This window comes from Pelagimonas varians (genome assembly GCF_003208435.1).
GTDB classification, from domain to species: Bacteria; Pseudomonadota; Alphaproteobacteria; order Rhodobacterales; family Rhodobacteraceae; genus Pelagimonas; species Pelagimonas varians.
This window is the reverse complement of record NZ_QKMF01000009.1, coordinates 134,129-146,290: the sequence shown is the minus strand read 5'-3', so window position 1 is coordinate 146,290 and position 12,162 is coordinate 134,129. Positions and strand designations below refer to the sequence as shown.

The 12,162-nt window shown below is 55.7% G+C and carries 14 protein-coding genes; 2 read left to right on the top strand and 12 right to left on the bottom strand.

Annotated elements, in window-relative coordinates; genetic code table 11:
• Nucleotides 1–15: 15 nt before the first annotated feature.
• Complete coding sequence (gene zapE / locus C8N36_RS13535) at nucleotides 16–1,086, bottom strand: cell division protein ZapE (protein WP_097805108.1); 1,071 nt, start codon at nucleotides 1,084–1,086, stop codon at nucleotides 16–18.
• A 139-nt stretch (nucleotides 1,087–1,225) separates the two neighbouring features.
• Between zapE and C8N36_RS13530 the strand changes: the two genes are divergently transcribed.
• Nucleotides 1,226–2,464, top strand: coding sequence for an MFS transporter (locus C8N36_RS13530; RefSeq protein ID WP_097805238.1), 1,239 nt, complete (start codon nucleotides 1,226–1,228; stop codon nucleotides 2,462–2,464).
• On the opposite strand, the gene C8N36_RS13525 is transcribed toward C8N36_RS13530, so the two are convergent.
• The 7 genes from C8N36_RS13525 to C8N36_RS24180 all read right to left on the bottom strand — a co-directional run bounded on the left by C8N36_RS13525 (nucleotide 2,461) and on the right by C8N36_RS24180 (nucleotide 7,132).
• Nucleotides 2,461–3,264, bottom strand: coding sequence for an alpha/beta fold hydrolase (locus C8N36_RS13525; RefSeq protein ID WP_170125875.1), 804 nt, complete (start codon nucleotides 3,262–3,264; stop codon nucleotides 2,461–2,463). The two genes, C8N36_RS13530 and C8N36_RS13525, sit on opposite strands and share 4 nt — an antisense overlap.
• 98 nt (nucleotides 3,265–3,362) lie before the next feature.
• The gene (locus C8N36_RS13520) at nucleotides 3,363–4,268 is read right to left on the bottom strand and encodes an ornithine cyclodeaminase family protein (protein ID WP_097805110.1); all 906 of its coding nucleotides are present in this window, start codon (nucleotides 4,266–4,268) and stop codon (nucleotides 3,363–3,365) included.
• Entirely contained in the window at nucleotides 4,265–4,885 is a 621-nt protein-coding gene (locus tag C8N36_RS13515) for an HAD family hydrolase (RefSeq protein ID WP_097805111.1), read from the bottom strand. Before C8N36_RS13515 ends, C8N36_RS13520 begins: the two co-directional genes overlap by 4 nt.
• Nucleotides 4,882–5,349 (bottom strand): YaiI/YqxD family protein, encoded by a 468-nt coding sequence (locus C8N36_RS13510; protein ID WP_097805112.1) that lies wholly within the window; start codon nucleotides 5,347–5,349, stop codon nucleotides 4,882–4,884. The genes C8N36_RS13515 and C8N36_RS13510 overlap by 4 nt, the downstream gene beginning before the upstream one ends.
• 67 nt (nucleotides 5,350–5,416) lie before the next feature.
• Nucleotides 5,417–6,247, bottom strand: coding sequence for an S-formylglutathione hydrolase (fghA, locus tag C8N36_RS13505; RefSeq protein ID WP_097805113.1), 831 nt, complete (start codon nucleotides 6,245–6,247; stop codon nucleotides 5,417–5,419).
• 42 nt (nucleotides 6,248–6,289) lie between these two features.
• Nucleotides 6,290–6,904, bottom strand: a complete 615-nt coding sequence (locus C8N36_RS13500; protein ID WP_097805114.1) for a TetR/AcrR family transcriptional regulator — start codon at nucleotides 6,902–6,904, stop codon at nucleotides 6,290–6,292.
• A 66-nt stretch (nucleotides 6,905–6,970) separates the two neighbouring features.
• Nucleotides 6,971–7,132 carry a hypothetical protein gene (locus C8N36_RS24180; protein WP_170125874.1) on the bottom strand — a complete coding sequence of 54 codons (162 nt, stop codon included), beginning with the start codon at nucleotides 7,130–7,132 and terminating at the stop codon, nucleotides 6,971–6,973.
• Nucleotides 7,133–7,284: 152 nt separating this feature from the next.
• On the opposite strand from C8N36_RS24180, the gene mbfA reads away from it, so the two are divergent.
• Nucleotides 7,285–8,259 carry an iron exporter MbfA gene (mbfA, locus tag C8N36_RS13490; RefSeq protein ID WP_097805116.1) on the top strand — a complete coding sequence of 325 codons (975 nt, stop codon included), beginning with the start codon at nucleotides 7,285–7,287 and terminating at the stop codon, nucleotides 8,257–8,259.
• Here mbfA and C8N36_RS13485 read toward each other — a convergent pair.
• The 4 genes from C8N36_RS13485 to glcF form a co-directional block, all read right to left on the bottom strand.
• Nucleotides 8,256–9,161, bottom strand: coding sequence for a LysR family transcriptional regulator (locus tag C8N36_RS13485; RefSeq protein WP_176527097.1), 906 nt, complete (start codon nucleotides 9,159–9,161; stop codon nucleotides 8,256–8,258). The genes mbfA and C8N36_RS13485 overlap by 4 nt on opposite strands.
• A gap of 114 nt (nucleotides 9,162–9,275) precedes the next feature.
• Nucleotides 9,276–9,752, bottom strand: coding sequence for an Hsp20 family protein (locus C8N36_RS13480; RefSeq protein WP_097805118.1), 477 nt, complete (start codon nucleotides 9,750–9,752; stop codon nucleotides 9,276–9,278).
• Nucleotides 9,753–9,967: 215 nt separating this feature from the next.
• Entirely contained in the window at nucleotides 9,968–10,690 is a 723-nt protein-coding gene (locus C8N36_RS13475) for a trypsin-like serine peptidase (protein WP_097805119.1), read from the bottom strand.
• Between the two features lie 187 nt (nucleotides 10,691–10,877).
• Complete coding sequence (glcF, locus tag C8N36_RS13470; protein WP_097805120.1) at nucleotides 10,878–12,161, bottom strand: glycolate oxidase subunit GlcF; 1,284 nt, start codon at nucleotides 12,159–12,161, stop codon at nucleotides 10,878–10,880.
• Nucleotide 12,162: the final 1 nt, after the last annotated feature.

Sequence of the window (12,162 nt, the reverse complement as noted above, 5' to 3'; positions counted from 1 at the left end):
CCTGATTTTTTTTGGCTATTTCTTGAAGGCCCGGACACCCCATTCGGCACTTTGCATTTCGCGCAAACGGCTGGCGGTCCGTTCAAATTCAAAACTACCGCTGCCTTCGACATACAGCATTTCGGGCTTGGCAGCGGCCGAGGCGATCAGGCAAACACCGGCTTCGTACAGGGCGTCGACCAGCGTGACAAAGCGTTTGGCTTCGTTGAAATTGCTGCGGCCAAGCTGCGGGATATCTTCGACCATCAACACCCGCACCGTTTCGGCCAGTTTGAGGTAGTCACCGGGGCCAAGCATCTTGCCGCACAGGTCATAGAACGGCGCGCGGGCGACACCATTGTGATAGCGGGGCAATTTGACTTCGCGGCCCTTGACGTGCAAAGTCAGCGGCTCCTCAAGCCCGTGCGTCAGTTCATCCCACAATACATCAATCTGTTTGCGGGCATTGCTGTCAGCGGGGGTGAAATAGACTTGCGCGCCTTGTAAACGGTCTTGTCTGTGGTCGCGCTCGGAAACCAGTTCCTTGACGACCATTTTTTCTTTGAGCTGGCCGATGAAAGGCACGAACAATTGTCTGTTCAGCCCATCTTTGTACAGGTCGTCGGGAATGCGGTTCGATGTTGTGACCACAACACAGCCCGCTGCAAAAAGCTGCTCGAACAAGCGGCCTACAATCATTGCGTCGGTAATATCGGTGATCTGCATTTCATCAAAGGCTAGAACGCGCACTGCATCACTGACAGCTTTGGCGACGGGTTTGATCGGGTCTTCGACCCCGTCGGACCGCAAACGGTGCATATCGGTGTGGATTTCTTGCATAAAGGCATGAAAATGCACACGCCGCGCTGGCACGTCCAACGCATCTACAAACAGATCCATCAGCATCGACTTGCCGCGTCCAACCCCGCCCCACAAGTACAACCCCTTCGGCGGTTCAGGCGCTTTGCGGAAAAAACCGCGTTTCACGGGTTGGGCCAGTTCGGCGCGAATGCGTTCCAGCTCGGGCAAAGCGGCCAGTTGCGCATCGTCGCTTTTGAGTGCGCCCGAGGCAACTCGGGCCTGATATATATCGTGCAAGCTATCCATATGCCGGACTTATCCAAAGTTGCGGCTAAAGTGTAGGGCGCTTTGATACATAAAACATGCTGATGTGATCGATGAAATAAATCAATTTGACGATTTTGTTTCAGATCGCCAGTTTGCCGGAACTTCAGGAGCGCGCCAAATGCAAAGCCGGACCACCATGTTCAACCCCGTTCTATTGGTGGGTTGCGCGATCATCCTTGTTTCATTTGCCATCCGGGCCAGCTTTGGGGTTTTTCAAATACCGATTGCGGATGATTTTGGCTGGATGCGGTCGGAATTCTCTCTGGCGGTTGCCATTCAAAACCTGGCTTGGGGCATTGGTCAGCCGTTCTTTGGCGCGATTGCTGAAAAAGTGGGGGACCGCAAAGCAATCATTCTGGGGGCGGTTTTTTATGCAACCGGTTTGGTCTTGTCGGCTTCGGCCATGACGCCGCAGGCACTGCAATTCTACGAATTCTTTGTAGGGTTTGGCATCGCCGGAACCGGTTTTGGAGTGATTTTGGCAGTAGTAGGCCGCGCCAGCAGCGATGAACACCGTTCGATGAGCTTGGCTATCGCCACGGCGGCAGGCAGCGCCGGGCAAATCTTTGGCGCGCCTGTTGCGGAATGGATGCTGGGTGTGATGGCGTGGCAGCAAGTGTTCCTAGTCTTCGCGGCGGTCATTTTGTCGGTTTTGCTTTTGCTGCCCTTGATGCGTGCGCCTGTCGCCACCAGGGTCGAGCTGCAAGAAAGCATGGGTGCCATCTTGGGCAAGGCCGTCCGCGATCCGTCCTTTACCCTGATCTTTCTGGGGTTTTTTAGCTGCGGTTATCAACTGGGTTTTGTCACAGCGCATTTTCCAGCATTTGTGCGCGAAATGTGCGGGCCGATTGCAGCAGGCGGATTGCTGGATAGCATCGGGATTTCGACCACATCCATGCTGGGGGCTGTATCCCTGTCGTTTATCGGAGTGTTCAATATCGTCGGAACGCTTATGGCGGGGTGGCTTGGCAATCGCTACAGCAAGAAATATTTGCTGGCCGGAGTATATACGCTGCGGACAATTATTGCATCGGTGTTCATTTTGATGCCAATCACGCCCACGTCAGTGATCATTTTTTCGTCCGCGATGGGGGCGTTCTGGTTGGCCACGGTGCCGCTGACATCCGGACTTGTCGCGCATCTATACGGGGTGCGCTACATGGGGACGCTCTATGGCATCGTCTTCCTGTCGCACCAGATCGGCAGCTTTTTGGGTGTGTGGCTGGGGGGGCGGCTGTTTGATATCTACGGCGATTACACGATGGTTTGGTGGATCGGCGTCGGCGTCGGGGCCTTTAGCGTGATTGTGCATCTGCCGATCAAGGAAAACCGATCAGCAGTGATGTCGCCTGCCTAGCAACCATCATTGAGGGCCTGTGTTACCTCGGCTGCATGTGTGTGCGGCAGGCCGTGTCCGGCCCCGTCGATCACCACTTGCTGAACATGGCGGTTCCACTGTGTCAGCGTGCCAAGTGCACGCAAGGGGATCACCGTGTCTGCTTGCCCCCAGATTGCCGTCACCGGTAAATCGGATTGCGCCATCTTTCTATGCGCTTCTTCTTGGGTCTGCCTCAGTGTCCAGCGCAGGGATGACAAAACAGAACCGACAAAGCCCCGTCTGTCCAATTCGGCGAATTGTTGGGTCAGAATGCTGGGGGCTTTCGCGCCTATGCCCGCGTCTTTTTCTAATCCCGCCCGCATGTGTTTGGGATAGCCAAGAAAGAAGGCCCAATCGCCAATAACCGGCCATTTCGCCGCCCACCGCGCCATCTTGCCCAGCTCTTCGCCCATGCCTGCGGGCGCAAGCAAGATCAGTTCCCGGAACCGGTCAGGGTTTTCGGCAGCCACATGTGCCGCGATGCTGCCCCCCATGGAATAGCCGATCAATGTGATGTCATCCTTGATGCCTTGATCGTCCAGCAGGTTGTTGAACTGTTTGGCAAAAAACGCGGGTGTTTGTCTGCCGCGCACCGTGGCCGAGGCCCCGCGCCCGAACAGGTCGTAGACCAAGACCCGATAGCCCATCAACGCCAAGTGCTGTGCGAGCTCGTGATAGACAATTGAAGGGGTTGATAACCCATGCACACAGACAGCAACCGAACCGTTTTCAGGGCCATACCAACGATAAAAGGTATTGCCTTGTGGCAGTTTGGCCATGGGCTGCGCCGCTACAGGAGCGCGCCGTTTTGATTCTTGGTAGGCGGGCAGAATGGCTGCACTGAATAAACCTGCGGCCAAACACAGATACACCCAGATCATGCGGTCCAGCTGTCTAGGATATACCGGCTCACCATCAGATCCAGATGCGCGCCACCGCCGTTTTTGAATAGGGTGATTTCATCATCGCTTTGACGTTTGAAATCGCCAATTCCGTAATAGTCGGCCAACACATCATCGCGGGCAATCGCCCCCGAAGCCAGCGGTGCTTTGAGTTCTCCGATATGTTCAATCGTGGTGTCAAAGCTGTCCACAAAAACCCGTGCGCGTTGCAGGGCCAGATCGTCTGCTTCGCGCATGTCAGGGCGGTAGGCACCGATCAGGTCCAAATGCGTGCCGGGCTTTATCCACTCACCGCGAATAAACGGCTCTGAGGCCATGGTGGCCGAGGTGATGATATCTGCCTCGCCCATGGCCGTTTCCAGATCGGGCATCCAGCTTAGGCCCAGATCATCGGCCATCGCCTTGCCCGAGGCTTCGGACCGGTTCCACAGCATGAAGGATGCCTGTGGAAAGGCTGCGGAATAGGCGGCATGCAAGGACCTGCCGACGGTGCCAGCCCCGACAATCAAGATGTGTTTGCTGTCAGGGCGGGCCAATTTGCGCGCGGCCAAAAGGCTGTCGCCAGCTGTTTTCCACTTGGTCACAAGGTGGAAGTCGACAACGGCCTCAAGGCCGCCATGGCTGTCCGAGAACAGATTAACCGCGCCGTTGACCATCGGTGCGCCTTTTCCGGGGTTGTCTGGGAAGATTGTGGCAGCTTTGACGGCCAGACCCAGCCCGTCAATCCAGGCGGATCGGTTCAGAAGGGTGTCCTTGCCGCGATATAAAAACGTATCGGTGATTTCTGCTTTGGGCAATTTGTGTCCCGCTTCGATCGCATCGGTTAGGGCGATCCAGTCTAGTTTTGCCTCACCCTCGGCAAAGGGGATAAAGGTGATCATGTTGCTTGCTCGGGTGTTAGTAGGCCATGCGAGACCAGACAATCAGCCCAGCCTTGCGGGCCGGTAAAGTGGTGAACCTGCCAACCACGGGCCAAGGCGGCATTGATGTTATCGATGCGGTCGTCAGTGAACAAAAGCGATTCTGGATTGATGCCGCAATCGTCTTCGACCATCTCATAAATCAGCGGCTCGGGCTTGATGACGCCCATGTGCCCCGACACATAAGCGTGGTCAAATTCCTTCAAAAATTCATACTGCGGTGTGGCAATTGCCCATGTCCCGATGCCAAAATTGGTCAGCGCCAAAACTTTGGTGCCTTGGGCGCGCAGGGCACGTAGCAAGCGAACGGATTGCGGGATCGCCGGTTTGGCCAGATCAAGCCAGTTGTCATGCCACATTCTGATTTCACTGCGAAACTCGGGGTATTCCTCTGCGGCACCGTAGATGGTGTCACGAAAATCGGCACCGCGATCAACTTGGTCATTTATCCCGTGCAGGTCGACTGCGGCAAACATGGCGCGGCGGCGCTCTTCTCCGATCACGGCGTCGTAATAGCGTTCGGGTTGCCATTCGATCAGTACATTGCCGATGTCGAAAATTACTGCTTCGGGTTTCATAGCCCTGCCTCTTTCTTTGCTGACCGCAATGCCCGTTCCAATGAATCGAGGAAGCGCGACCTGTCTGCCTTGGAAAAACTTTTGCCGCCGCCTTGGCGAAATGGATCAGCAGACCGCAAGTCCGACATCAAATCACGCATGGCAAGTTGTTGGCCGATATTGGCTTGGTTCAAGATCGATCCGTCATGTCGTAAGACCTGCGCGCCGGCTTCGACACATTTTGCGGCCAATGGCATATCAGAGGTGACAACCACATCGCCTTTGCCTGCGCGATCGGCGATCCACATATCGGCTACATCCGGCCCATCGGGCACAATAACAGTTTCAACCAATGGATTGGCGGGTGGCCGCAAACCGCCGTTTGACACCAGTTTCATGGGCACTTTGTGGCGGGTGATAACGCGCTCTGCTTCGGCTTTAACGGGGCAGGCATCGGCATCAATATAAAGGGTGGTCTGGGTCATAGCGGCTTTCGGTGAACGCGGCAGGCCGCAAGGGCCGTTGCCGCGCTATGCATGTTTGATTGCGCCTTCAGGCGTACAGCGCATTGGAATGGAATGCCACGTGGTCTTCCATGAATGTCGACACAAAGAAATAGCTGTGGTCGTAGCCTTTTTGCATCCGGAAAGTGCCGTCCTGACGTTTGGCGGCCATGGCTGCGCTTAGTGCTTCGGGTTTCAGCAGATCCAAGAACTGATCTTCGGTGCCTTGATCAATCAAAACGGGGCCGTCAAAACCGGTTTCTTGCATCAAAATCGATGCGTCATGTGCGGCCCATTGGCCTTCGTCCGCGCCCAAATAGGCGGCCAATTGTTTGCGGCCCCAATCACTGGCGGTTGGATTGGCAATCGGTGCAAAGGCCGATACGGATTTGAAGCGACCGGGCAAGGACATCGCAAGGGTGAGTGCACCATGTCCGCCCATAGAATGGCCGGTGATGGATTGGCGTTCCAGATCCACGGCAAAGTTTGCGCCCAAAAGCGCAGGTAATTCTTCGGCGACATAGTCCCACATTTGAAAATGCGGTGCCCAAGGATTTTGGGTGGCGTTCACATAGAATCCGGCACCCTGGCCCAGATCATAGGCTTCGTCATTCGCCACACCTTCGCCACGCGGAGAGGTGTCCGGAAAGACGAGCGCAATGCCTTCTTCGGCGGCCCATGCTTGCGCACCCGCTTTGGCCATGGCATTTTCATGGGTGCAGGTCAGACCAGACAGATACCAAAGCAGTGGCACTTCGCCAAATTGCGCAGTATCGGGCAAGAACAGCCCAAAGGTCATATCGCAGGCGCAGGCCGAACTGGCGTGGCTATAGACGCCCTGAATACCGCCAAAACACCGATTTTCCGAAACTGTCTGCATGCACATTCTCCAAGGCAAACCGCAGCCCCGAACGAAGGGGCGCTATGTGCCGTAACGTGCCATGAAGGTTTCGACGGCGCCATCCACAATCCGCGAAATTTCGATATCTGAAAACGAAGTCTGGATACCAAACATGAGCCGCGGGTGAAGGTCCGCCTTGCACAATTCGGCAAACTGGTCAGCAGCCAAGGCCATATCGTCAATCTGCAATTCACCGCGACTTCGCGCCGCAGTGAGATATTCCGTTACAGCCTGCCGCATGACCATCGGCCCGCTTTGGTAAAACTCGCGGCCAATTTCCGGAAACCGATCGGATTCGGCTACACAAATGCGAAACATCCGCTGGCCCATGTCGGAATAGATGAATCCCAAGAAAACCTGACCCGCTTGTTTCAATACTTGCCGGGGCGGGGCCGTCAAATCCATCGACACAAGCGCTTCGTTGGCTTGCAAACGGCACTGGCTTGACGCAACTTCCATAAATAACAGTCGCTTATCGGGGAAGTAGCTGTAAAGCGTTGCCTTGGATACGCCCGCCTGACGCGCAATTTCATCGACGCTTGCGCCTTCGAAACCGTCTCGTAGGAACACTTCGCGTGCGCCCTCCAAAACCTGATCGAATTTGCGCCCTTTGCGGACACCAGTGTCAGTTGCCATTATATTTCCCTGCCTTCACCGCCCCTTTATAGAGGCGGCGGAGGAAGTGCGGCAAGGCGACAAGCACTACTCGCACACAATCTTGCCAGTTGAGATCGATGAGCAGCCTTGGCTGACGCCGCCGTCTGACGGTGCCGGAAAGCTGAGGTCGGGAAAGGGCATGGAGGGGAACGCCATAACAGAGCTGGCGGAAATGGCAAAAAGGGCGGCAAGGGCTATGGATCTCATTTCGATCAATCCTACTGATTTGTTCTGGGTAAAATAACTAAACTATACAGTTTAGTTTGCAAGTGAAAAGTGAACTGATTAGTTCAAAATTCCGCATTGCAGCATTTGAAAATAGAATTACATTAGAAGTATTCTAAAAAGAGGCTCGCAACATGCGCTTTTTGACCCAACGCCGTCGGTTTGATGATTTGTCAGAGCAGGAGGTTCTCGCTTTGGCGATTTCCTCGGAAGAAGATGATGCCCAAATCTACCGTAGCTATGCAGAAAGGCTTCGTGGTGAATTCCCGGATTCAGCGCAGGTCTTCGATGGCATGGCAGCCGAAGAGGATACGCACCGACAGGCCCTGATTGACCTTCATCAAAGTCGTTTCGGCGCTGTCATTCCGTTGATCCGCCGCGAACACGTGGCTGGCTATTATGCCCGCCGTCCGGTTTGGTTGATCGAGAACCTGTCAATAGAACGCATTCGCGAAGAAGCAGCGGCGATGGAGCGCGACGCAGAGCGATTCTACAAAATGGCTGCACAGCGCAGTACGGACACCGGTACGCGCAAGCTGCTTGGGGATTTGGCGGCGGCCGAAGCGGGCCACCAGTCAACAGCCGAGGCGCTGACCAAAGATGCGCTGACCGACGATGCACGGGCAAGCGAGGATGCGACCGCAAAGCGCCAGTTCTTGTTGACATGGGTGCAGCCGGGCCTTGCCGGGTTGATGGATGGATCAGTGTCCACCCTCGCGCCAATTTTTGCCGTCGCCTTTGCGACCCAAAATACGTGGACAACCTTTCTGGTTGGGCTTGCGGCGTCAGTCGGGGCGGGGATTTCCATGGGTTTTACCGAAGCGGCCTCGGATGATGGTCAGTTGTCGGGGCGCGGTTCTCCTTGGAAGCGGGGTTTCGCGTCAGGCATTATGACGACCGTTGGCGGCTTGGGCCATGCTTTGCCCTACCTCATCACGGATTTTTGGACAGCGACGACCATCGCCTTTGTCGTGGTCTTCATCGAGCTATGGGCCATTGCATGGATTCAGAATAAATTCATGGACACACCGTTTTGGCGTGCGACGTTCCAAGTTGTTGTTGGCGGGGCCTTGGTCTTTGCAGCGGGTGCCTTGATCGGCAGTGGTTAGGGGGTGCCCTGCAAAATACCTGGTAGCATTTCCGCCAAAACATCCCAAACCAAACGCACGCGGGGGTTGGTTCGCAGTTCTCGGTGGGCGACCAGCCAAACCGGATATTCGAACTGTGGTTCTGTGGGTAAGACGCGGTGAAGGCCGGGGTCTGCGTCCCCCATTGCGCAGGGGCCGATGCCGATGCCAAGCCCGGCTTTGGCCAAATCCCAATGCGCCGTATGAGAGGCAGAGCGGGTTGGGAAGTTGGCCTTGGTGATTGGAACGCCAAAGCCTTGCAGCGCCCCCAAGAATTCGTCAAATTCCCCGAAACCAACAAAGTCGGCGTCTGCCAGATCTGCTAGCGTCGATACCGGTCCGAGCTTCTCCAGATAGCTTGGCGATGCAAAAAACGTACCGGAATCATTGCCAATCAATTTGCCGATCAGGTCGGGATCATCGGGGCGGGTGTTGCGGATGGCGATATCGGCCTCGCGCCGCTTTAAATCGCTAATCTCGTTGGAGGATACCACTTCGATAGTGATGCCGGGTGCGATATTGCGCAGATGTCGCACAACGCGGGGCAGCACCCAAACGGAATAAAGTTCCGTCGCTGAAATCGCGACATGACCTTCCACCGCCTTCGACTGGCCTGTGGCGGCAAGGGACAAGGATTGCGCGGCTTCGCCCATCGTGCGGGCGTGGACCAACAATCGCGATCCAGCTTCTGTTAATTCAAGCCCGCGTCCCACCCTTTCAAACAGTGTGACACCCAGCTCTTCTTCAATGGCTGAAACTTGCCGCCCCAGCGTTGGCTGCGCCATGTTTAAAGCACGGGCCGCCGCAGAGAGTGACCCCTCTTCGGCGGTGACGAGAAAGGCGCGCGCCCTGTTCCAATCGAAATTAACTGATGTCCAATCCATGCATTCTTGCATAAATCAGGCGACGGGTGAGTCAAGCTTGTCGTTTGGTGCGAAACGACTTTGGCCCCGGCAGGGGATGCCGAGGCCTTGTCGCATAACCTAATTGAACGGGGGTCAGTTCACAGGTTGTGCGTCAACCAATTCTTCTCCGGCGGATGCAGCGCCGACCGGTTTAGAAATCTCGATCTTGCGCGGTTTCAGCGCTTCTGGGATTTCGCGTGCCAGATCGATATGCAGCATTCCGTTTTCATGGGTCGCCCCAAGCACGCGAACATGATCGGCAAGGTGGAAGCTGCGCTCAAACGCCCGCGTGGCGATGCCGCGATGCAAGTAGGCCTTTTGGGCATCTTCACTCGCTTTGCTTGCCGCGACGACCAGAGCATTTGGTTTGACTTCGATGCTGAGGTCCTGTTCCGAAAAGCCAGCTACGGCGATCGAAATCCGATAGGCATCATCGGCGGTTTTTTCGATGTTATAAGGCGGGTAACCCTGTTGTGGGGCGTCGTTGGCCAAAACGCGATCCATCATGTCCGCAATCTGGTCAAAGCCGACAGTTGCGCGGTGCAGGGGGGCAAAATCAAAATGTCTCATGGAATCCTCCGTAAAGCGATCCGGTGTTGAACCTTCCCATATGGGACAGGCACTTAGGTCTGTTCAAAGCCCAGCATTAGGCGCTCTGATGGAATAAAGATGGGGGGTGTTTTCGGCCTTTCAAGACCTTGGGCTACGGTTTCGTTGCGGTTTTACGAAACAGGCTTTGGCGGCAAAATATTGCCACCAAAGTCCCCGCACGTGTGTCGGGTGCCTTAGGGTTTGATGAATTTGGCACCTGTCTCACGGCGGTTGCCGGCTGCCATTGGCGATAGGCCAACCCCCTTGTCACCAAAGCTCTCTAGCGCCAAACGGACCTGTGCCAATGGGCCATCCAAAGTGGTTGCCAAGGATACTGCCTGCCCATTGGCTTGGGCCTTGGCAGAGACAACCGAAACGATACGCGGAATGCCCGCGTCGTCGAAAGAAAACACGGGTGAGCCCGAGGCTCCGAAATCGACGTCGCACGACAGGATCAACATACCATCCTGGCGCGACATCACTTGACACAACTCCTGCAAAGATGGCGCTTCGGATCTGTTGTGGGCGTAGGATACCACGCCAACCCGTGCACCTGGGGCAGGCTGGGCATCGGTGCCAAAAGGGTCGATTGTGGTGTTGCGGATTGGATGTTGCAGTTGGATCAAAGCCAGATCATTGCGCACACGATCGGTTTCCGAAGGGTTGTTATAGTCATAGTCTGGATGCGCAACCGCCGCCCGCACGCGGCGATAGGCTGCCGCACGCCCGTTACGCCATCCGGCTAGAAACTGGATCTCAGCAACGGGTACCGGTCTGCTGGTGATTGGGTCAAATAAACAATGGGCGGCCGTTAGAACCAATCCGGGTTCAATTAAGGCACCGGTACAAAACGCTTCTCCTGATATTTCAAGGCGTCCAACGCCCTCCCACATGCGGCCATCTTCCGTGGTGTCCATGGAGAACAGGCCCTGCGCGGCGGCGCAGGAACCCCAAATGAGAAGAAAGAGAGATGCAATAAGCCGCAAGTTGTATTCCCGTTTTGCCGACACCTATGAGTCAAGTAAGGCAAAAATAGGGCAGGTTTTGCCTTTTGCAGTTTAGAGCATGCCCTGCGCCGAAGCCATACAACACAACCGGCGATTTTCAGCCCAAGGCAGCCGGTTTCGGGCCACCAGTGGCCCAATCGAGCAGTTCAACTGTGTGCACGATCGGCACGTCTGTTGCCGACCCGATTTGCATCATGCAGCCGATATTGCCAGCCGCGATAATGTCAGGTGATTTGGCCTCAAGCGTTTGGACCTTGCGTGCCTTCAGCTGACCGGAAATCTCTGGCTGCATCAGGTTATAAGTTCCGGCAGAACCGCAGCACAGATGGCTGTCTGCGGGCTCGACCACCTCAAATCCGACCCGCTTAAGCAAGTCTTTGGGAAAGGTTTTGATCTGTTGGCCGTGTTGCAGGGAACAGGCCGCATGATAGGCCACACGTGTGCCTTTTGGTGCGCCTTTGGGCAGGTCCAACTTCATCAACACTTCGCTGATGTCCATAGTGATGTCCGCGACACGCTGCGCGCCATCTGCCAAGGGATCATTGCGAAACATATGGCCGTAATCCTTGACCGTCGTACCACAGCCGCTGGTGTTGATAACGATTGCATCAAGGCCGTCTGCATCCATTTCCGCCCCCCACGCCGTGATGTTTTTGGCGGCGGCTTCGTGGCTTTGATCTGACTTGCCCATGTGGTGGGTCAGGGCCCCGCAACATCCGGCCCCTTTGGCCACAACAACGTCGCAGCCAAGGCGGGTGAGCAAGCGAATAGTGGCATCATTGATATCCGTGTTCAGCGCTTTTTGGGCGCAGCCAGTCATCAAGGCGACCCGCATTTTTCGCGGCTGCTCGGCTTCGAAGCTTTGGGGGTCATCGTTGCGGCTCACGGGCGGGATCTTTTTCGGGGCCATTTCTAGCATGGCCTTAAGCCGGGCATCGGGCATCAAGAATGCGAAAGGCCGTCCGATTTTCGCGCCAAGCAGGGCCAGCCGGAACCGTGTCGGATGCGGCAGCACCGCCGCCAAAATCCACCGCAGCAAGCGATCCGACAACGGTCTCTTGTAGGTTTCTTCGATGTAAGCACGGGCATGATCAACCAGATGCATGTAGTGCACACCGGACGGGCAGGTTGTCATGCAGGCCAAACAGCTGAGGCAGCGATCAATGTGCTGGACTGTTTTTTCATCCGGCACCCGTTCGTTTTCAAGCATGTCCTTGATAAGGTAAATCCGGCCACGCGGGCTGTCCAACTCATCGCCAAGCACTTGATAGGTCGGGCATGTTGCCGTGCAAAAACCACAGTGCACGCAGTTTCTCAGGACTTCATTGGCGCGCGCGGTGCCGGGGTCTTTGAGCTGCTCAGGGGAAAACGTTGTTTGCATA

Coding starts and splice junctions, on each gene's coding strand:
- zapE (WP_097805108.1), bottom strand. CDS start 1,086: ATGGATAGCTTGCACGATATATATCAGGCCCGAGTTGCCTCGGGCGCA.
- C8N36_RS13530 (WP_097805238.1), top strand. CDS start 1,226: ATGCAAAGCCGGACCACCATGTTCAACCCCGTTCTATTGGTGGGTTGC.
- C8N36_RS13525 (WP_170125875.1), bottom strand. CDS start 3,264: ATGGCCAAACTGCCACAAGGCAATACCTTTTATCGTTGGTATGGCCCT.
- C8N36_RS13520 (WP_097805110.1), bottom strand. CDS start 4,268: ATGATCACCTTTATCCCCTTTGCCGAGGGTGAGGCAAAACTAGACTGG.
- C8N36_RS13515 (WP_097805111.1), bottom strand. CDS start 4,885: ATGAAACCCGAAGCAGTAATTTTCGACATCGGCAATGTACTGATCGAA.
- C8N36_RS13510 (WP_097805112.1), bottom strand. CDS start 5,349: ATGACCCAGACCACCCTTTATATTGATGCCGATGCCTGCCCCGTTAAA.
- fghA (WP_097805113.1), bottom strand. CDS start 6,247: ATGCAGACAGTTTCGGAAAATCGGTGTTTTGGCGGTATTCAGGGCGTC.
- C8N36_RS13500 (WP_097805114.1), bottom strand. CDS start 6,904: ATGGCAACTGACACTGGTGTCCGCAAAGGGCGCAAATTCGATCAGGTT.
- C8N36_RS24180 (WP_170125874.1), bottom strand. CDS start 7,132: ATGAGATCCATAGCCCTTGCCGCCCTTTTTGCCATTTCCGCCAGCTCT.
- mbfA (WP_097805116.1), top strand. CDS start 7,285: ATGCGCTTTTTGACCCAACGCCGTCGGTTTGATGATTTGTCAGAGCAG.
- C8N36_RS13485 (WP_176527097.1), bottom strand. CDS start 9,161: ATGGATTGGACATCAGTTAATTTCGATTGGAACAGGGCGCGCGCCTTT.
- C8N36_RS13480 (WP_097805118.1), bottom strand. CDS start 9,752: ATGAGACATTTTGATTTTGCCCCCCTGCACCGCGCAACTGTCGGCTTT.
- C8N36_RS13475 (WP_097805119.1), bottom strand. CDS start 10,690: ATGGACACCACGGAAGATGGCCGCATGTGGGAGGGCGTTGGACGCCTT.
- glcF (WP_097805120.1), bottom strand. CDS start 12,161: ATGCAAACAACGTTTTCCCCTGAGCAGCTCAAAGACCCCGGCACCGCG.